The organism is Baekduia sp. (genome assembly GCF_035685985.1).
Lineage (GTDB): Bacteria > Actinomycetota > Thermoleophilia > Solirubrobacterales > Solirubrobacteraceae > Baekduia.
Map to the genome: position 1 here is coordinate 112,938 of NZ_DASRZV010000038.1, position 18,516 is coordinate 131,453.

The window sequence follows — 18,516 nt, forward strand, 5'->3', positions numbered from 1 at the left end:
TTTCTTGACTCTAGCGCTGATTCTTGTTAGCGACGGTTAGGTTGCGACGCCGCGTTTCGCGCACGAACTCGTAGCTCCCGACGAACGGCCCCACAGCACCTATTACGGCTACGGCCACCGCAAGTTGCAGTTGGATCACGCGTGCACGCAAAGCTTCGACGCAGAGCAGGCACATGAGGATCCATCCGACCCCGTGGGCCAGTCCGAAGATGAACTCCAAGGTATGGAGCCCCGGCACGATCCAGACGGTGAGCAAAATCGCGTAAACCGTCGAGTGGGCGAACGACAGCCGCTTGAGCGTCGTGAAGGAGGGCGTGAGGCGGTTGGCGGCGGTCACTGCAGGAGGCGCGCCATGAGGCGCAGCGGCTCGTCGGCCTCGTCGGGCCAGTCGTCGACGTCGGAGGGCCACCACGCGTGGGCGTCGTGCTCGTGGTCGGGCGTGACCTCGGCCCCGGCGGGCAGCCACGCCTGCCCGATGAACATGATGGCGTTGTGCGGCAGGCGGACGAGGGCCTCGCCGCGGACGCGCTCGGCGGTGACCGACCACTCCTCGCCGAGCTCGCGCGTGAGCGTGGTGAAGGGGGACTCGCCCTCGTCGACCGCGCCGCCGGCGCCCAGCGCCCAGCGGCCCGCCCACGACGCGAGCCAGGCGGCGCGCCGGCCGGCGAGCCAGCGCCCCTCGGAGTCCCGGATGACGCAGAGCGCCGACATCGACGCCGAGGCGTCGCCGTCGACCAGCCGCAGCGCCCAGCGCGTGCGCTGGAGCTCCATGCAGAGGCCGCCGTCGTCGGTGGTCGTGTAGTTGGCCAGGCGGGCGGCGGTGCCGTCGTGCGACGGCGAGCCGCGGTCGCGCAGGGCGGCGATCGCGGCGTCGGCGGCGTCGACCTTCGCGTCCTCGGCGATGAAGGTCTCGTCCAGCCAGACCGCGCGGACCTGCTCGGCGTCCCAGGGGCCGCGAGCGAGCAGCGCGGGTGCCTGCGCTTGCGTCATGCAGCGTGAAGGGTACGCTGGCGGCGCTTTGGAGCGCTCGCCCGCGGACGTCTATGCCGAGCACTGCCGCCGCCGGGAGCTGGCGTATCAGGTGGATGCGCAGGGTTCTCCGGTGTTCCGACCCCGCGTGGGCGATGACGTGCAATGGCGCGTCAGCGCCGGCCGCGGGACGCTCTACGCGGTCACGGCCGTCCATCCGCGCGACCGCGAGGCCTACAACATCGTGCTCGTCGACCTCGACGAGGGCTTCCGGATGATGTCGACGGTGGTGGGCGGTGGAGAGGTCGCCATCGGCGCGCGCGTGGCGGTGACCTGGCGCGAGGGCGACCACGCGCCGGTGCCGGTCTTCGAGGTCGTGGACGCGTGACGGTCCCGCCCACGCCGACCGCCCAGGTCGCGATCGCCGGCGCCGCCGAGGCGCAGTGGGGCACGGCGCTGCCCGGGCTGGGCGCCGCCGACGTGATGGCCGAGGCGGCGCTGGCCGCGCTCGCCGACGCGGGGCTCGACGTCCGCGACGTCGACGGCGTCTTCGCGGCGGCCACGCAGCTGCCGTGGGCGTCGGTGACGCTCAGCGAGGAGCTGGGGATCCGGCCGCGCTGGCAGGACTCCACGATGCTCGGCGGCGCGTCGCCGATGGCGCACGTCAACCACGCCCGCGCGGCGATCGCCGCGGGGCGGTGCGAGGTCGCGCTGATCGCCTACGGGTCGACCCAACGATCGGTCGGCCGCTCGCGGGCGTCGGTGCAGGAGGTCGACCCGTGGGAGGCGCCCTACGCGCCGGTGCTGCCGGTCACGGCCTACGCGCTGGCGGCGTCGCGGCACATGCACGAGCTCGGCACGACGCCCGAGCAGCTCGCGTGGGTGGCGGTGAGCGCGCGGCGGTGGGCGGCGCGGAGGGGCGCGCCGGCGTGGCACACCGACGACCTGACGATCGACGACGTGCTGGCCGCGCCGCGCGTCTGCGACCCGTTCGGCGTGCGCGACTGCTGCCTGGTGACCGACGGCGGCGCGGCGATCGTGGTCGTCTCCGCCGACCGCGCCCGCGTGCTGCGCCGACCGCCGGTCTTCGTGCTCGGCGCGGCGGAGGCGCAGACGCACCGGCACGTGTCGTCGATGCCGTCGCTGACGACCACGGCGGCGGTGGAGAGCGGGGCGCGGGCGTTCGCCGAGGCGGGGCTGCGACCGGCCGACGTCGAGAGCGCCCAGCTCTACGACGCGTTCACGATCACGCCGATCCTGTTCTTGGAGGACTTGGGGTTCTGCGGCAAGGGCGAGGGCGGCGCGTTCGTGGCGGACGGCGGGATCGCGCCCGGCGGTCGGCTGCGGGTCAACACGAGCGGCGGTGGGCTGTCGTACGGCCATCCGGGCATGAACGGCCTGCCGCTCCTGGTCGAGGCGGTGCGCGAGGTGCGCGAGGAGGGCAAGGACGTGGTCTTGGCACACGGCAACGGCGGCGTGCTGTCGACGCAGGCGACGGTCCTGCTCGGCAGCGAGGACGCGGCGAGCGAGCGACCGCGGGTCAAGGTGGCGCGCCTGCGCGAGCCCGCGGGCGCGGTGATGGGACGGAGGCGCCGTTCGAGCACGAGGGCGGCACGATGAGCCGCCGGCGCGCGTGGTGGGGCTGGGGGTTCGAGGACGCGAAGCTCGACGCCGCGTCGTTGGCGCCGCTGGTGCGCGACGTGCTCGGGTTCACGTTGAGCGGCGAGGTCGAGGCGCCGGCCGAGTTGTCGTCGATCTCGCTGCCCGCGCCGCGGTTCCCGCGGCCCGACGGGATCGAGGGGTGGTCGACCGACCCGCGCGATCGCGTCGAGCACGCCTACGGCCGCTCGTTCCCCGACACGGTGCGCGCGTTTCGCGGACGCGTCGACCATCCCCCGGACGCGGTGGTCTTCGCGGCGAGCGAGCGGGACGTCGAGGCCACGCTGGCGTGGGCGGCGCGCGAGGACGTCGCGGTCATCCCGTTCGGCGGCGGGACGAGCGTGGTCGGCGGCGTCGAGCCGCGGGTCCCGCGCGACCGGCTCGGCGTGATCTCGCTCGACCTGTCGCGGATGGACCGCGTGGTCGAGGTCGATCCGGTCTCGCGCGCGGCGCGGATCCAGGCCGGCGTCGCCGGGCCGGCGCTGGAGGCGCGGCTGGCCGGCCATGGCATGACGATGCGGTTCTTCCCGCAGTCGTTCGAGCTGTCGACGCTCGGCGGCTGGATCGCCACCCGCGCGGGCGGCCACTTCGCGACGGTCTGGACGCACGTCGACGACCTGGTGGAGTCGGTCCGCGCGATCACGCCGTCGGGCGCGTGGGCGTCGCGGCGGCTGCCGGGCAGCGGCGCGGGGCCGTCGCCGGACCGGATGCTGCTCGGGTCCGAGGGGATCCTCGGCGTGATCACCGAGGCGTGGGTGCGGGTGCAGCCCAAGCCGTCGCATCGTGCCGCCCGGGCCGTGCGGTTCAAGGACTTCATGAAGGGCAGTGACGCCGTCCGGGAGATCGCGCAGTCCGGGCTCAACCCCGCCAACTGCCGGCTGGTCGACGCGCTGGAGGCCCAGCAGACCGGCGCCGGCGACGGCACGCACGCGGTGCTCGTGCTCGGCTTCGAGTCGACCGACCACGACGTGTCGTCGATGCTCGACCGCGCGCTGGCCATCGCCCGCGCCCACGGCGGCGAGCACGACGAGGCCGGTCGGTCCGGCGCCGTCGGCGCCTGGCGCGAGGCGTTCCTGGCGATGCCCTACCTGCGCGACGCGCTCCTGCAGCTCGGCGTGCTCAGCGACACGTTCGAGACCGCGATCACCTGGGACCGCTGGCCGGCGTTCCACGCGGCGGTCGTGGGCGCGACGCGCGCGGCGCTCGGCGAGCCGTGCCGCGTCACCTGCCGCCTGACGCACGTGTACCCCGATGGACCGGCGCCGTACTTCACGGTCCTGGCGCCGGCCCGGCGCGGCGACGAAGTGGCACAGTGGGAGGAGATGAAGCGCGCAGCCTCCGACGCCATCCTCGCCGCCGGCGGGACGATCACCCACCACCACGCGGTCGGCCGCGACCACCGCGACTGGTACGACGTCCAGCGCCCGGACCTGTTCGCCGCCGCGCTGCGCGCCGCCAAGTCCGCCGTCGACCCGGCGGGCGTGCTGAACCCTGGCGTGCTGGTCGACGCTTGATGGGGGAGGGCGGGAGTCGGTTCGCGCGGGTCTGCGTCTACGCCGGATCGTCCGGCGGCGCGCGCCCGGCCTACGCGGACGTGTCGGGCGCGGCGATCGCCGAGCTGGTGCGGCGCGGCTCCGACGTCGTCTACGGCGGCGGCTCGCTGGGCCTGATGGGCGTGCTCGCCGACGCGGCGTTGCGGGGCGGCGGCCGGGTGACCGGCGTCATCCCGCGGTTCCTGGACAACCGCGAGATCGGCCACCACGGCGTGACCGACCTGCGCGTGGTCGAGACGATGCACGAGCGCAAGATGCTGATGGCCGAGCTGGCCGACGCGTTCCTCGTCCTGCCCGGCGGCATCGGCACGCTGGAGGAGGTCGTCGAGATGTTGTCGTGGTCGCAGCTCGGGCTGCACCGCAAGCCGATCGGGCTGCTCGACGTCGACGGCTTCTGGGAGCCGCTGGTCGCGCTGCTGGACCACATGACCGAGCAGCGCTTCGTCAGCGTCGACCACCGCCAGTTCATCCTCCACGACCGCGACCCCATCGCCTTGCTCGACGCGATGGAGGCCTGGGAGGCGCCCAAGGTCTCGCGCTGGATGACCGAGGAGGAGCAGACGTGAGCGGCGGTGTCGCGATCCTCGGCTCCGGCGCGGTCGGCGCGCTGATCGGCGCCGAGCTGACGCGCGCGGGGACGCCGATCGCGCTGGTCACCACCGAGGTGTCGGTGGGGGCGATCGCGCACGACGGCGTCCGCGTCGTCTCGCCCGCGTTCGGCGAGCACACCGAGCGCGTGCACGCGGTGCCCGCGCTGGAGGCGCCGCCCGGCGTCCTGCTCGTGGCGACCAAGGCCCCGCGCCTGGAGCGCGCGCTGGAGCGGATCGCCGGCGAGCCCGAGGTCGTCGTGCCGCTGCTCAACGGGGTCGACCACATGGCCGTGCTGCGGGAGCGCTTCGCCCACGTCGTGGCCGGGACCGTCCGCGTGCAGGCCCACCGCGAGGGGCGCACGACGGTGATCCACCGCGCGCCGTTTTTGACGGTCACGATCGCCGCGCCGGTCGCCGCGCTGGACGGCGCGCCGTTCGAGGTCGTCGTCGCCGACGACGAGGCGACCGTGCTGTGGGGCAAGCTGACGCGGCTGGCCGCGCTCGCGCTGGCGACCACGGCCGCCGACGCGCCGCTGGGCGCGGTGCGCGCCGACGCCGAGGCGGTCGCGCGCGAGGTCGCGCTGGTCGCTCGCGCCGAGGGCGCCGACGTGGACGCCGACGCGATCGTGGAGGAGCTGCGCGGCCTGCCCGACGGCGCGTCGTCGTCGCTGCGCGCGGACGTCGCCGCCGGTGCCTCCGACCACGAGCTGGACGCCATCGGCGGCGCGGTCCTGCGGGCGGCCGAGCGCCACGGTCTGCGCGCGGATCGCACCGCGACGCTGGTCGCGCGCATCGGTACCCTCTGACGCAGCGCATGTCGGACACGTCGAAGATCGCCAAGAACCTCCAGGCCTTCCAGATCGCGATCAACGCGCACGATCGCGAGAACCCCACGCACAACGCGTACGGGATCGGCCTGGCGCACTTCGACCTGGATCGCCTCGGCTTCGACGAGGGCGAGGAGATCCTCCCGGGCATCACGATCCACGCCGACAACGGCGTGACCGGCAACTTCCGCGTGCTCTGCGACGGCCAGCACGACGAGGACCTCGAGCGCGAGGCCGAGGAGGCCGACGTCGTCGAGGCGGTCGCGGCCGAGCGCGGGATCACGATCTCGCCCGGCGGCGGCTACGGCGACGACGAGCCGCGCCGCTTCGGCTGAGGGCGCCGGCGCTTGGGGCGCTTGCGCGCCCGGGCGTTGGTGGTTCGGCTCCGCGTTGGGGGCCGAGTCATCGAGGGGAAGGTGAGTGGTGATGCCGGCGCCTGGGGTCGTCCGTGGGGCGCGGTGCCGGGACGCAGGAGGGTGCGGGGCCGAACGGATAGGTCCGGGTCGGTCTATGACGACTATTTCGTCATAGACCGACCCGGATCTCCGAGAGGATGGATCCGGGTCGATTTCTCCCCAAATATTCCGGTGAAATCGACCCGCATCCGACGCTTCGGCCCCGAACCTCGCCCCGGGGACCAAACAAGGGCCGAAAGCCTGTCTGGACGACGTCCCGACACCGCCGGCCTCGCACCCTCCTGCGTCCCGGCACCGCGCCGAACGCTGAGCCGACGCGGGAACGCTCAAGTTCTCAGCTCATCGGGCCGACCACCGGGCCATGGGGACGTCCAAGGGGGACGTGGAGCGGTACTTCGACCGCTCCCCCGACCTGCTTGCCATCGCGGATAGACGCGGCTACTTCACCTGCCTGAACCCGGAGTGGGAGGCCGTTCTCGGCTGGTCTCGCGACGAGCTGACGGCCGAGCCGTACCTGAACTTCGTCCATCCCGAGGACGTCGAGCGCACCTGCCAGGAGATCGCCCGCGCGACCGGGCCCAACCCGTGCACGACGCGCTACGAGAACCGCCTGCGCACGCGCGACGGCGTCTGGCGCTGGCTGCTGTGGTCGGCGCGCTGGGACGGCACCGAGTGGCACGCCGCCGCCAAGGACATCACCACGCGCAAGGAGCTGGAGCGCCACACGCTCCACGACGCGCTGACCGGCGTCGCCAACCGCGCGCTGGCCACCGACCGCCTGGACGCCGCGATCGCCCGCCTGGGCCGCAGCGCCGGTGCCGCCGTCGCGCTCCTGGTCGACGTCGACGACCTCACCACGATCAACGACACCCACGGCCACACCGGCGGCGACATCGTCCTGCGCGCGATCGCCGACCGCCTGACCGAGCGCCTGCGCGCGGCCGACACCGTCGGGCGCTTCGGCGGCGACCGCTTCCTCGTCGTCGCCGAGGGCCTGGCCGACGGCGGCGCCCACGGCGTCGAGGCCGTGATCGAGCGCGTCCACGGCGCGTTCTCGCGCCCGATCCCGACGCGCAACGGCCTGGTCTCCGTGACCGGCTCGGTCGGCGTCGCGGTCGCCCGCCGGCCGGGCGTCGACGCCGAGGACCTGATCCGCGACGCCGACGTCGCGCTGCGCCGCGCGAAGTCCCTCGGCCGCGGCCACGCCGAGGTCTTCGACGCCGCGCTGGCCGAGGAGGTCAAGCACCGCCTGGAGCTGGCCGCCCAGCTGCGCGGCGCCCTGCAGCGCGGCGAGCTGCGCGTCGTCTTCCAGCCGCTGGTCTCGATGGCCGACGGCACCGTGATGGGCTGCGAGGCGCTGCTGCGCTGGAACCACCCCGACCGCGGCGAGCTCGCGCCGGGCGCGTTCCTGCGGATCGCCGAGGACGACGGCCTGATCGTCCCGATCGGCGCGTGGGTGCTGGAGGAGTCCTGCCGCCAGCTCGCCGCCTGGCGCGCCCAGGGCCGCGACCTGTGGGTGTCGGTCAACGTCTCCGCCCGCCAGCTCTCCCAGGTCGACTTCGTCGCGGTCGTCGAGCGCGCGCTGCGCGAGACCGGCGTGCCCGCGTCGGCGATCTGCCTGGAGGTCACCGAGACCGCCGTCCTGCGCCGGCCCGACGTCGCCCGCGACGCGCTGCTCGCGCTGCGCCGCCTCGGCATCCGCGTCGCGTTGGACGACTTCGGCCTCGGCTACTCGTCGCTGACCCACCTGAAGGCCCTGCCGGTCGACGTCGTCAAGGTCGACCGCTCGTTCGTCGCCGACCTCGTGTCCTGCACCCAGGACCGCGCGGTCGTCGAGGCCGTCCTGACGCTGGCCGACCGCATGGGGCTGACGGTCATCGCCGAGGGCGTCGAGACGACCGACCAGGACGAGCTGCTGCGCGAGATGGGCTGCCCGGTCGTGCAGGGCTACCTGTACGGGCGCCCGGCGCCGGCCGCCGAGGTCGTGCTGCCGGACCTAGACGGCGTCGTTGAAGCGGTTGGCTAGCTCGCTGCGCGAGCGCACGCCGAGCTTCCTGTAGGCCATGCGCAGGTGGTGCTCCACCGTGCGCGCGGAGAGGAACAGCGACGCCGCGACCTCGGCGTTGGTGGCGCCGCCGGCCACCAGGCGGCAGACCTCGCGCTCGCGCGGGGTGAGGTCGGCGTCGCCGTCGCTGTCCTGGTCGGTGCGTCGCCCGCCCGCCGCCGCCAGCTCCTGCGCGGCACGGCGCGCCCAGTGCGGCGCGCCGAGCGCCACGAACGTCTCGTGCGCGGCCGCCAGCAGCGGGCGCGCGTCGGCGCGGCGGCGCGCGCGGCGCAGGCGCTCGCCGAGGCACAGCCGCGTCCGGGCCTCCTCGAAGCGCAGCGGCACGCGCGCGTGGGCGGCCAACGCGTCCGCCAACTGCGCGTCGAGGTCGTCGTCGGGACCGGTGAGCGCCCGGCAGCGCGCGGTCGCCGCCGCGGCCCAGGCCCCACCGGTGCGCGCGGCGCCGTCGGCGAGCACGGCGGTCAGCGCGCGCGCCTCGTCGATCCGGCCCGCGCGCGAGTAGGCCTCCACGAGGTCGGCGTCGGTGTACAGGAACGACGGGTCGCGGTTGCCGAAGCGCGCGGTCAGCGCGCGGGCGCGCTCGAGGTGGCCGATCGCGCGTTCGGCGTCCCCCTCGCCGAGCGCCAGGAACCCGCGCGCCTGCTCGACGCAGGCCAGCGTCGAGGTCAGCTCCAGCCGCTCGGCGATCGCGCGCGCCTGCTCGCAGGCCTCCAGGCAGCGTCGCGCATCGCCTTGGTGAGCGGCGACGAACGCGACCGCGGTGACCGCCAGCGAGTGCACGAAGCCGCCGACGGCCTCCTCGCCCTGCGCCTGGCTCTCCTGGGCCAGCGCCATCGCCGCAGCGAACGAGCCGCGGCGCAGCAGCACGGTCGCCAGCACCGCCAGCGGGAAGGCCAGCGGGGCGGCGGCGCCGCGCGCGCGGGCGCTGTCGACCAACCACACCAACAAGCGCTCGGCGTCTTCGTAGTCCTCCATCCACAGCCGGCAGAGCGCGGCGACCGAGAGGATCTCGTGGCCGGGACCGGTCGGGTCGACGGCGTCCAGCGCGTCCTGGCGGGCGTCCAGCTGCGCCCGCGCCCGCGCGTGCTCGCCCTGGCTGACCAGCGCCTCGGCGTGCAGGACGGCGGGGACGAGGTCGGCGCCCTCGCCCGCCAGCGCCATCGCCCGCGCGGCCAGGGCCTCGATCCGGTCGACGGTGCCGTAGGCCATCAACGTGATCGACGCCTGGGTCAGCAGGCCCGCCGCGCGGAAGGGGTCGCGCTCGCGGACGGCCTCGGCCTCGCGCTCCAGCAGCGCCAGGGCGGCCAGCGGCCGGCCGGTCTGCTGCATCGCCATCCCGCGCAGGAGCTGGACGTCGGCGCGGGCCAGCGGGTCGTCGAGCGCGGGCAGCAGCGCGTCGAGCAGCGTCTGCGCGTGGGCGGGACGGCCGGCGAGGTTGGCCATCGCCGCGGCGGTCACCGTGCGGGCGACGACCGCCCGCGGCTCGGGGCTGAGCGCGGCGGCGCGCTCGAAGACCGTGGCCGCGGTGGCGACCGCGCCGCGCTCGCGCGCCTGGTGGCCCAGCGCCTCCAGCGCGGCGGCCAGCGTCTCGTCGGGCGCCTCGGCGGCGGCCGCCCGGTGCCAGGCGCGCGCGGGCCCGTCGGTCACCTCGGCCAGCGCGCGGTGCGCGGCCCGCAGCGCGGCCGGCCCGGCCTCCTGGACGACCGCGGTGCGCACGAGCGGATGGTGGAAGCGGACGTGGCGGGCGTCGCGCACGACCAGGCCGGCCCCCTCGGCGGCGGCGAGGCCGTCGTCGCGCAGCGCCGCCGCCAGCGGGGCGGCGTCCCCGTCGGAGGACGCCGCGAGCAGCAGCAGCGCGTGGCGGGCGGACGCGTCGAGCCCGTCGAGCCGCCGGCCGAACGCGCGCTGCAGGCGCTCGGCGACCGGCAGCGGATCGGGCAGCGCGGCGGCGCCCGCGCGCTGCGGCTCGCTGAGCGACGGCGGCGCCGAGGTCAAGGCCAAGGGGTTGCCCCCGAGCGTGTCGACCAGCCGCTCGGCGACGCCGTCGCCGACGCCCAGCGTCCGGGCCAGCGCGAGCGCGTCGGCGCGGCCCAGCTCGGCCAGCGCGACGCGCTCGACGCCCGGCCACGGGTCGTGGTCGGTGGGCAGCCCGCGCAGTGAGCGCACGACGACGAACCCGGTCCCCAGCCGCGGCGCGCGGCGCGCGGCGAACGCGACGACCTCGCGCGACGACGGGTCGAGCCACTGCACGTCGTCGACGTGGACGGCCAGCGGCCGCTCGCTCGCCACCGCGCGCAACAGGCCCGCGACCGCGTGCAGGACCAGGCCGCGGTCCTCGCCGGCGGGCGGCGGCGCGGCCAGCGCCAGCGCGCCGCGCAGCGCGGTGGCCTGCACGTCGGGCAGCGCGTCCACGCGGTCGAGGATCGGGTCCAGCAGCTCCGCGATCCCCGCGAACGGCAGGTCGATCTCGGTCTCGACGCCGGTCGCGCGCAGGACGAGGACGCCCGGCCAGTCGACGGCCTCCACCAGCGCGCTCTTGCCGACGCCCGGGCCGCCCTCGACCAGCAGCGCGCCGCCGCGCCCCGCGCGCACGGCGTCCGCCAGCAGCGCCAAGCGGGCCAGCTCCGCCCTGCGGCCGATGAGGTTCACGGGCCGGAAGCCTACGGGTGCGCGGGCGGATGTCTAGGCGGCGCCTACGCGGCGATCTCGAGCTCGCGGGCGAAGGCCCGCCGGAACAGCTCGCCCTCGCGCCCGGCCGCCCAGCGCGCGACGCGCGTGTCGCCGTCGGCCTGGAGCGTCAGGCGCACGGCGCCGTCGTGGCAGGCGACGTCGACCGCGCGCACGAGCTGGTCGCGCGAGCGCTCGAGGTCCTCGGCCAAGCGCAACAACAACGCGCAGCGGTCCAGGATCTCCTCGTCGCCGGGCTGGAGGATCTTCTCGAAGCCGCCGGGCGTCGGCATGCCCTTGCGGTGGAAGCGCACGGCCTGGCCGATGATCGCGACCTCGCGCTGGGTGAAGCCCGGCAGCCCGGAGTTCAACACGAGGTACTTGCTGTGCTTGTGATGGTCGTCGTAGTCGACGCTCATCCCGATGTCGTGCAGCACGCACGCCGACCACAGCAGCTCGCGCTCGCGCGCGTCGCCGGGGTGCAGGCCGGCGGCGGCGAGGTCGTCGAACAGCGTCAGCGCCAGGCGCGCGACGTGCTCGGTGTGGGCGTGGTCGTAGTGGTACTGCGAGGCCAGGTTGAGCACCGACGCGTGGCGGACGTCGTCGAACAGCGGCGGGTCGCCCTTGAGGTGGTTGGCGAAGAACACGCCCTCGCGCAGGCCGGCCTCGGTCGCCTCGATCGCCGGGAAGCCGCCGAGGTCCAGCACGGCCTCGACGACCGCGGCGCCCGCGAGGATCAGGTCGGCGCGCGAGAACTTGATGCCGGGGACCTTGGCGCGGTCGGCGGGCTCCAGCGCGGCCAGCCGGGCGACCAGCTCGGTCAGCGGCTCGTGCTCGATCACGAAGCCCTGGACGCCGAACTCCGGCACGCCGATCGCGCGCTGCACGGCGGCGGCGAGGTTGCGCACGGTGCCGCCGATGCCGACGATCCTCTGACCGGACTTCGGCAGCCACGGCGCGTCGGACAGCTGCTGCGCGACGTGCTCGCGCACGGCCTTCAACTGCTTCTTGGAGGCGGTCCCCTCGCCGAGCCCGAAGCGCTCGGTCATCCGCACGGCGCCCAGCGGCCAGGACTGCAGCTCGGTCGCGTGCCGCGAGGCGACGCGGACCAGCTGCATGGAGCCGCCGCCGAGATCGAGCACGGCGCCGTCGGCCAAGGTGGTGGAGTTGACGGCGGCCAGGTAGCCCATCCGCGCCTCCTCCTCCTTGGAGAGCACGCGGACCGGCAGCGCGGCGCGGCCGATGAAGTCCTCCGCGTTGGTCGCGTCGCGGATCGCGGACGTCGCGACCGCGTCGATGTCGGTGATCCCGAGCGCCTGGCAGAAGTGGGCGAAGACCTCGGTGGTCGCCAGCGCGCGGGCGATGCCCTCCTCCGACAGCCGGCCGGTCTCGGCCAGGCCCGCGCCGATGCGCACGGGCTCGTGGATCTCGTCGGTGCGTCGCCACCAGTGCTCCTCCTCGGAGGCGGTGAAGACGACGAGACGGAAGGAGTTGGACCCGAGGTCGCAGACGGCGATGCGGCGTTCGGCGGCCATCGCGACGACAGGCTATCCGGAGGAGGACCGGCCGGGCCCGGCGACGCCCCGCAGGAGGAGTGGGCGCGCGCCGGGCCCGTGGGCCGGTGGGGAGGAGGAGTGGGTCAGGTGCCTCAGGCGCCGAGCGCCTCGGCCGCCCGCGCGGTGGAGCGCCGGCGCACGACCAGGCCGCTGAGGGCGCTGATCAGACCGAGGGCGGCGACGCCGGTCACCACTCCGATCGCCGTGTGCGAGTCGTTCAGGAACGCCTGGCCGCCGGCGTTCGCGTCGCCGATGACGGCGGACACGACGGCGAGCGTGACCGCGCCGCCGACCTGGAACGAGGTGTTGATCAGGCCCGACGCCACGCCCTGCTCGTGGTCGGCCACGCCGGTCGTCCCCTGCATGTTGAACGAGGGGAAGCCGAGCGCGAAGCCGGTCCCGATGAGGACCATCGTCGGCAGGATCATCGTGATGTACGTGGGGTCGAGGTCGGCCCGCAGGAACAGCGCGTAGCCGGCCGCGAACGCGATGAACGCGACCGCGATCAGCGACTGCGTCCCGACGCGGTCGACCAGCGGCCCGACCCGCGTGGAGCCGAAGGCCACCAACAACCCGGCGGGCAGGAACGCCAGCGCGGTCTCCAGCGCCGACCAGCCCAGCACCGTCTGGAAGTACAGCGTGGCGATGAACTGGAAGCCGAAGTACGAGCCGGCGGTCGCCATCGCGCCGAGGTTGGCGCGGACGATGTGGCCGGACCGCAGGATCCCGAGGCGCACCAGCGGATGCTGGGCGCGGCGCTCGATCGTCACGAACGCGGTCAGCAGCGCGGCGACGACGGCGACGGCGACGAGCGTCTCCGCGCTCGCCCACCCGACGTCCGGCGCGCGGACGACCGTGCGAACCAGCAACAGCATGCTCGCGGTGATCGCCAGCGCGCCGGGCAGGTCGAAGCCCGGTCGCGGGCCCTCGGACGGGGCGTCCTTGGCCAGGAGCCGCGGCGCGAGCGCCAGGATCAGCAGCGCGAACGGCACCGGCAGCAGGAACGTGAACCGCCAGCCCGCCTCGGTCAGCAGGCCGCCGAGGATCAGGCCGGAGGAGAAGCCGGAGGCGCCGAACGCGGAGTAGACGCTGAGCGCCTTGTTGCGCGCCGGGCCCTCCTGGAAGGTGGTCGTGATGTAGGACAACCCGGCGGGCGCGGTGAACGCGGCGCTGGCGCCCTTGAGGAAGCGCGTGGCGATCAGGAGCGTGGGGTCGTCGACCAGGCCGCCGAGCAGCGAGGCGACCGCGAAGACCGACATGCCGACGATCAGCACGCGGCGGCGGCCGAGCAGGTCGGCCGCCCGGCCGCCGAGCAGCAGCAGGCCGCCGTAGCCGAGCACGTAGCCCGAGACGACCCACTGCAGCTGCGCGGTGGAGAGGCTGAGGTCCTCGCGGATCGAGGGGAGCGCGACGCCGACCATCGAGACGTCGAGCCCGTCGAGGAACAGCACGCCGCACAGCAGCATCAGCGCGGCCCAGGTGCGGGCCGTCCACCGATCGCCGCCGACGACCTGCCGGGTCGCGGAGGAGGGGAGGGGAGAGGTCATGGCCGACACAATACATGCACGTGCAATCGATGCATGTGCAGAAAATGTGATGGCAAAGGTTGTTCGGGAGGCGTTATACTCGGCCCCGATGTCATCTGGAACCGCCGATTCCGCTCTGGTCGAGCAGTGGCGCGGGGTGGCGCAGTGCCACGCCAAGGTGTCCTGCGCGCTGGAGAAGGCGCTGGAGCGCGACCACGGCATCGGCCTCAGCGAGTACGAGGTGCTGGAGCGCCTGGCGACCTGCGACTGCGAGGACGGCAAGCGCATGCAGGACCTCGCCGGCTCGGTGAACCTGTCCCAGAGCGCGCTGTCGCGGCTGATCGGCCGGCTGGAGACCGCGGGCCTCGTGCACCGCTCGATGTGCGCGAACGACCGTCGCGGCATCTACGCCCACATCACCACCGACGGGCGCGACCGCGTCGAGGCCGCCCGTCCGACCTACTGCTCGGTGCTGGCCAGCGAGCTTCCGGCCAGCGCGCCGGCGCAGGTTTCGGCTCCCGCGACCGCGGCCGCCGTCCGGTAGGCGCCCGGCCCGCGGCGTCCGGCATCCTTGCGCGGCGATGCCGACGCGCGCCGTCCTCTTCGACTTCGCCGGGACCCTCGCGATGCCCGAGGCGCGCGCCGACTGGCTGAGCGCCTGCGGCGTGATCGACGACGACGGGCTCGGCGAGCGCCTGGAGGTCGTCGGCCGGCCCGGACCGACGCCGGCCGTGGTGCCCGAGGCGCTGACGGCCGCCTACGCGGCACGCGACCACGACCCGGCGATGCACCGCGAGGCCTACACGGGCCTCTTCGAGACGCTCGTCGACGCGTCCACCGCGACCGTCCTCTACGAGCGCACGCTGGTCGCCGACGGCTGGCGCGCCTACGCGGACGCCGTCGGCGTGCTGCGGGCGCTGCGCGAGCGCGGGATCGCCACGGCGCTGGTCAGCAACATCGGCTTCGACGTCCGGCCGGTCCTCGACGGCCTCGGCCTGTTGTCGCTGTTGGACGCGGTCGTGCTCTCCTACGAGGTCGGCGCGATCAAGCCCGAGCCCGCGATCTTCCGCGCCGCCCTCACCGCGCTCGGCGACGTCGCGCCGTCCGACGCGCTGATGGTCGGCGACCACGCCGCCGACGGCGGCGCGATCGCGCTCGGCATCCGGTCGTTGTTGTTGCCCTACTCAGCGCCCGGCGGCACGCACGGCCTCGCCGCCGTGCTCGCGCTGGCGGACGGCTCGGGCCGTTGACCACGGGCGACCCGGGCGCTGGCTCCGCGTACCGCTGAGGGCTCCTGCGTTGAGCCAGTCGGCATGGGCTCGTCGTCCGCGGGCCACGGGGCCGCCCTAGGATCGCGCGATGAGCGTCACCCGGCGTCGCCCGGTGGAGCACGATGCCGCGCCGCGGCCTCACGTGCGGTCCTGGCGACGCCTGGAGCCGGCGCTGGCCGTCGTGGCGCCCTGCGCGCTGCTCCTGCTGCTCCTGAGGCCGATGCTGACGACGCACAGCGCGTTCTCGACCGACTGGCCGGTCCACCTGTGGCTGCTGCGCCACCAGGGCGAGGCCATCCTCCACGACCTGCATCCGAGCTTCTTCGTCCACTCCGACGACGGCGTCTTCTACCCGCACTTCGCGTTCTACGGCGGCACGATCTATACGCTCGGCGGGCCGCTGGTCGCGCTGCTCGGCGACCAGGGCCGCAACGGCTACGTGCTCGAATGGGGGCTGCTGATCGCGATGGCCTACGGCGGCTGGTGCTGGCTCGGCCGCCTGGCCGGGCTCGGCCGCTGGGAGCGCCAGGCACCCGCCGCCGTGTTCGTCACGGCGCCGTACTTCGTGGGGCTGCTCTACACCCGTGGAGCCTGGCCCGAGGTGGCCGCGCTGACATCGATCCCGTTGCTGCTCGCCGCGATCGTCGCGGTCCTGCGCGACGGCCGCGTCCGGCTCGGCTCCGGCTGCGCGCTCGCCGGAGCGACGATCGTGTTCACCGGCAGCCATGGGCAGACGCTGCTGTGGACGACCACGCTCGCCGTCGTGCTGGTGCCGATCGTGCTCGTCGCCGACCGGCGGGTGCGGGAACGCGTGCTCTCGCGCGTCGGGCTGCAGCTGCTCGGCGTGATCGTTCCGGCCCTGCTGGTCAACGCCTGGTTCCTGGTCCCCGGGCTCGCCTACGCGTCACGGACGTTCATCGCGTCCGCGTCGGCCTATGTCGTCTGGGAGCGCACGATCTCGCACACCCGCGCGCTGCTCCCCGGACCGTTCTTCACGCTGCGCCCGACGACGTCCCGCGACCTCGGCGTCACGCTGCCGGTCCTGGCGATGGCGTGGGCCGCCGTGTTGGGGATCGTCGGCCGGCGCGACGCGTGGGCGCGGCTGACGGCGCTGCTGGCTCTGCCGACCACGGTGTTGGTGGTGTTGATCGTGCACGGGTCGCCGCTCACCCACCTGCCCAAGCCCTACTTGTTGATCCAGTACACCTATCGGCTCGAGAACTACATCCTGCTGGCGGTCGTCGGCGGTGTGCTGGTGGGCCTGGTCATCGCGCGCGGTCTGGGGCCGGGCGGCCGCCGCGCGGCGTGGGTGTCGCTGGGGCTCGTGATCGCCGTCGCCGTCGTGGAGGCCGGCGCGCAGGAGGGCACACGACCCGGCGGCGGCGCCTACAGCGACTACTGGTCGCCGCAGCCGACCGGGCTGGGCAACTACGCCTCGTCGCTCGGACACGAGTTCACCTCGTCGCAGCGGCTCCGGGTGACCTTCCCGGCACGCGCGGTGCATCGTGACCGCGTGACGATCGTGGCCCACGCCGCCCCGGGCCAGCTCGTCGACACCAACCTGGTGACGATGCCCGCGCTGCTGCGCGTTCGCGGCGCGAGCGTCGCGGGCTACCGCGCGAGCGGCGAGGGCGAGGGCATTCGCCTGCGGACGGTCCTGCGGATCGCGCCCGGCGCGTCGCCGGGCGCCGCGCGCGTCACCGTCGAGGCGAGGACGTCACCGGCGGTGCTCGTCGGTCGGATCCTCTCGCTGCTGGGCCTGGTCGGGCTCCTGGCCAACGTGCTGGTGCGTTGGCGCGGACGCGGTGGGCCGGCAAGCCCTAGGTCATGAACCAGTCGCGGATCTTGGACTTGAGGTCCTCGACCCCGCTGGTCGCGTCGCCGCCCGCGCTCGGCTGACCTTCGAGCTGCAGCACGGCGTGGCCGGGCTGCGTGAGCGTCCAGGCGCCGTCGACCGGCGTCACCAGGCCGGCGAGCGCGAGGTTCCGGACGGCCGCGGCGTGCTCGGCCGCCGCCGTTCCGGCGGCCACCGCGCGCAGCGCGCTCTTGTGCGACGCATCCAACACGGCGCGAAGGATGGCACGCGCGGAGGCCTCACCTGGCCGAACGGCTCTGGCGCCGGGGTGGTTCGGTGGCGTACGGTCTGCCGTGCGCCCATGCTCCACACCGACGACACCATCGCCATCGTGGTCCTCGCGCTGACGGTCCTGGCGATCGTGATCGTCAGCACCGCCGCGGGAGTCCACTAGATCCGGGGTCGCTCAGACCCCGCCGCCGCGCTCGATCAGCTCGATGCGGTAGCCGTCGGGGTCGCGCACGAAGCAGATCAGCGGGCCGTGCTCGCCGACGTGGTAGGGCGGCTTCTCGGGGCCGATGCCGGACTTGTCCAGCTCGGCGAGCGTGTCGCTCAGGGACGGCACGGTCAGCGCGATGTGGTTGTAGCCGGTGCCGAGGTCGTAGGACTCGACGCCGGGGTTCCAGGTCAGCTCCAGGCGATCGCCGTCTCCGGGGATGCCCATGAAGACGTTGATCGCGCCGTCGGGCAGGTCCATCCGGCGGCGCTCCTCGAAGCCGAGCGCCTCGTAGAAGGCGACCGAGCGGTCGATGTTGCCGATCCGGTAGCAGGTGTGGATGAGCTCGGGCATCAGGCTGTCAATGTACCCGCATGATCCTCGAGCGCTCGATGCACCCGCAGTTCCTGTCCAACACGTTCCTCGTGGCGGCGCGGCCCGGGGGCGAGGCGTTCTTCGTCGACGCCGGTGGGCCGATGGAGCCGCTGTTCGAGAAGGTCGCCGAGCACGACCTGACGCCGACGCACGTGCTGCTGACCCATCACCACTTCGACCACGTCTCCGAGGTCCCGGCCATCAAGGAGCGCTGGCCCGACGTCGAGGTCCTCATCCACCCGCTCGAACGCGACCTCGTCGAGACCGCCACCGGCACGATGGAGCCCGGGCAGACGCTGGAGGTCGGCGGCCTGGAGGTCCGGACCCTGCACATCCCCGGGCACACCGCGGGCATGCTCGGCCTCCTCGTCGAGGGCAACGTCTTCACCGGCGACACGCTCTTCAAGAACTCGGTCGGCGGCGTCCGCGCGCCCGGCTCCACGTCCTACGCGGACCTCAAGTCCTCCGTCATGGACACGCTGATGGCCCTGCCGCCGGAGACCGTCATCCAGCCCGGCCACACCGACGCGTCCACCGTCGCCGACGAGTTCGAGAACAACACGTTCATCCGCCTCTGGCGCGGCCTCGACGCCGAGGGCGACGAGCAGGTCACCGCGCTCGGCGAGCCCGCCACGCTGATCCTGCTCGGCGACGACTACGACGGCGGGCACAAGGCCTGGGTCCGCTGGCCCGACGGACGCGACGACATCGTGCCGGGCAGCAAGATCGACAGGGCCGGGTAGCGTCTAGC

At 74.3% G+C, this 18,516-nt stretch carries 18 protein-coding genes; 11 read left to right on the top strand and 7 right to left on the bottom strand.

Translation table 11 applies throughout. From position 1 onward, the window contains the following. Positions 1 to 10 precede the first annotated feature (10 nt). The gene (locus VFG42_RS26690) at positions 11 to 337 is read right to left on the bottom strand and encodes a hypothetical protein (RefSeq protein ID WP_324911903.1); all 327 of its coding nucleotides are present in this window, start codon (positions 335 to 337) and stop codon (positions 11 to 13) included. Further along, positions 334 to 990 carry an NUDIX hydrolase gene (locus tag VFG42_RS26695; protein ID WP_324911904.1) on the bottom strand — a complete coding sequence of 219 codons (657 nt, stop codon included), beginning with the start codon at positions 988 to 990 and terminating at the stop codon, positions 334 to 336. Before VFG42_RS26695 ends, VFG42_RS26690 begins: the two co-directional genes overlap by 4 nt. Before the next feature lie 112 nt (positions 991 to 1,102). Between VFG42_RS26695 and VFG42_RS26700 the strand changes: the two genes are divergently transcribed. The 7 genes from VFG42_RS26700 to VFG42_RS26730 all read left to right on the top strand — a co-directional run bounded on the left by VFG42_RS26700 (position 1,103) and on the right by VFG42_RS26730 (position 8,040). Beyond that, complete coding sequence (locus VFG42_RS26700) at positions 1,103 to 1,357, top strand: OB-fold domain-containing protein (RefSeq protein ID WP_324911905.1); 255 nt, start codon at positions 1,103 to 1,105, stop codon at positions 1,355 to 1,357. Next, positions 1,354 to 2,589 (top strand): acetyl-CoA acetyltransferase, encoded by a 1,236-nt coding sequence (locus VFG42_RS26705; RefSeq protein ID WP_324911906.1) that lies wholly within the window; start codon positions 1,354 to 1,356, stop codon positions 2,587 to 2,589. The genes VFG42_RS26700 and VFG42_RS26705 overlap by 4 nt, the downstream gene beginning before the upstream one ends. Further along, the gene (locus VFG42_RS26710; RefSeq protein ID WP_324911907.1) at positions 2,586 to 4,142 is read left to right on the top strand and encodes an FAD-binding oxidoreductase; all 1,557 of its coding nucleotides are present in this window, start codon (positions 2,586 to 2,588) and stop codon (positions 4,140 to 4,142) included. The genes VFG42_RS26705 and VFG42_RS26710 overlap by 4 nt, the downstream gene beginning before the upstream one ends. Beyond that, positions 4,142 to 4,747, top strand: coding sequence for a TIGR00730 family Rossman fold protein (locus VFG42_RS26715; RefSeq protein WP_324911908.1), 606 nt, complete (start codon positions 4,142 to 4,144; stop codon positions 4,745 to 4,747). The genes VFG42_RS26710 and VFG42_RS26715 overlap by 1 nt, the downstream gene beginning before the upstream one ends. Continuing rightward, positions 4,744 to 5,577: a ketopantoate reductase family protein gene (locus VFG42_RS26720; RefSeq protein ID WP_324911909.1), complete on the top strand. Its 834-nt coding sequence runs from the start codon at positions 4,744 to 4,746 to the stop codon at positions 5,575 to 5,577. The genes VFG42_RS26715 and VFG42_RS26720 overlap by 4 nt, the downstream gene beginning before the upstream one ends. 8 nt (positions 5,578 to 5,585) lie before the next feature. Next, complete coding sequence (locus VFG42_RS26725; protein WP_324911910.1) at positions 5,586 to 5,933, top strand: hypothetical protein; 348 nt, start codon at positions 5,586 to 5,588, stop codon at positions 5,931 to 5,933. 442 nt (positions 5,934 to 6,375) lie between these two features. After that, positions 6,376 to 8,040, top strand: coding sequence for a putative bifunctional diguanylate cyclase/phosphodiesterase (locus VFG42_RS26730; RefSeq protein ID WP_324911911.1), 1,665 nt, complete (start codon positions 6,376 to 6,378; stop codon positions 8,038 to 8,040). Here the strand turns inward: VFG42_RS26730 and VFG42_RS26735 are convergent. From VFG42_RS26735 to VFG42_RS26745, 3 genes are all read right to left on the bottom strand, one after another. Continuing rightward, positions 8,011 to 10,728: a helix-turn-helix transcriptional regulator gene (locus VFG42_RS26735; protein ID WP_324911912.1), complete on the bottom strand. Its 2,718-nt coding sequence runs from the start codon at positions 10,726 to 10,728 to the stop codon at positions 8,011 to 8,013. The two genes, VFG42_RS26730 and VFG42_RS26735, sit on opposite strands and share 30 nt — an antisense overlap. Positions 10,729 to 10,772: 44 nt before the next feature. Next, positions 10,773 to 12,281: a Ppx/GppA phosphatase family protein gene (locus VFG42_RS26740; protein WP_324911913.1), complete on the bottom strand. Its 1,509-nt coding sequence runs from the start codon at positions 12,279 to 12,281 to the stop codon at positions 10,773 to 10,775. Between the two features lie 113 nt (positions 12,282 to 12,394). Next, complete coding sequence (locus VFG42_RS26745; protein ID WP_324911914.1) at positions 12,395 to 13,849, bottom strand: MFS transporter; 1,455 nt, start codon at positions 13,847 to 13,849, stop codon at positions 12,395 to 12,397. 88 nt (positions 13,850 to 13,937) lie between these two features. On the opposite strand from VFG42_RS26745, the gene VFG42_RS26750 reads away from it, so the two are divergent. From VFG42_RS26750 to VFG42_RS26760, 3 genes are all read left to right on the top strand, one after another. Continuing rightward, entirely contained in the window at positions 13,938 to 14,372 is a 435-nt protein-coding gene (locus tag VFG42_RS26750) for a MarR family transcriptional regulator (protein ID WP_324911915.1), read from the top strand. Between the two features lie 37 nt (positions 14,373 to 14,409). Then, positions 14,410 to 15,078 (top strand): HAD family hydrolase, encoded by a 669-nt coding sequence (locus tag VFG42_RS26755; protein ID WP_324911916.1) that lies wholly within the window; start codon positions 14,410 to 14,412, stop codon positions 15,076 to 15,078. Positions 15,079 to 15,187: 109 nt separating this feature from the next. Beyond that, positions 15,188 to 16,930 carry a hypothetical protein gene (locus VFG42_RS26760; RefSeq protein WP_324911917.1) on the top strand — a complete coding sequence of 581 codons (1,743 nt, stop codon included), beginning with the start codon at positions 15,188 to 15,190 and terminating at the stop codon, positions 16,928 to 16,930. Here VFG42_RS26760 and VFG42_RS26765 read toward each other — a convergent pair. Both VFG42_RS26765 and VFG42_RS26770 read right to left on the bottom strand, forming a co-directional pair. Continuing rightward, positions 16,920 to 17,165, bottom strand: coding sequence for a hypothetical protein (locus VFG42_RS26765; RefSeq protein ID WP_324911918.1), 246 nt, complete (start codon positions 17,163 to 17,165; stop codon positions 16,920 to 16,922). The genes VFG42_RS26760 and VFG42_RS26765 overlap by 11 nt on opposite strands. Before the next feature lie 195 nt (positions 17,166 to 17,360). Beyond that, positions 17,361 to 17,744: a VOC family protein gene (locus tag VFG42_RS26770; protein ID WP_324911919.1), complete on the bottom strand. Its 384-nt coding sequence runs from the start codon at positions 17,742 to 17,744 to the stop codon at positions 17,361 to 17,363. Between the two features lie 20 nt (positions 17,745 to 17,764). On the opposite strand from VFG42_RS26770, the gene VFG42_RS26775 reads away from it, so the two are divergent. Then, positions 17,765 to 18,508 (top strand): MBL fold metallo-hydrolase, encoded by a 744-nt coding sequence (locus tag VFG42_RS26775; protein ID WP_324911920.1) that lies wholly within the window; start codon positions 17,765 to 17,767, stop codon positions 18,506 to 18,508. Positions 18,509 to 18,516: the final 8 nt, after the last annotated feature.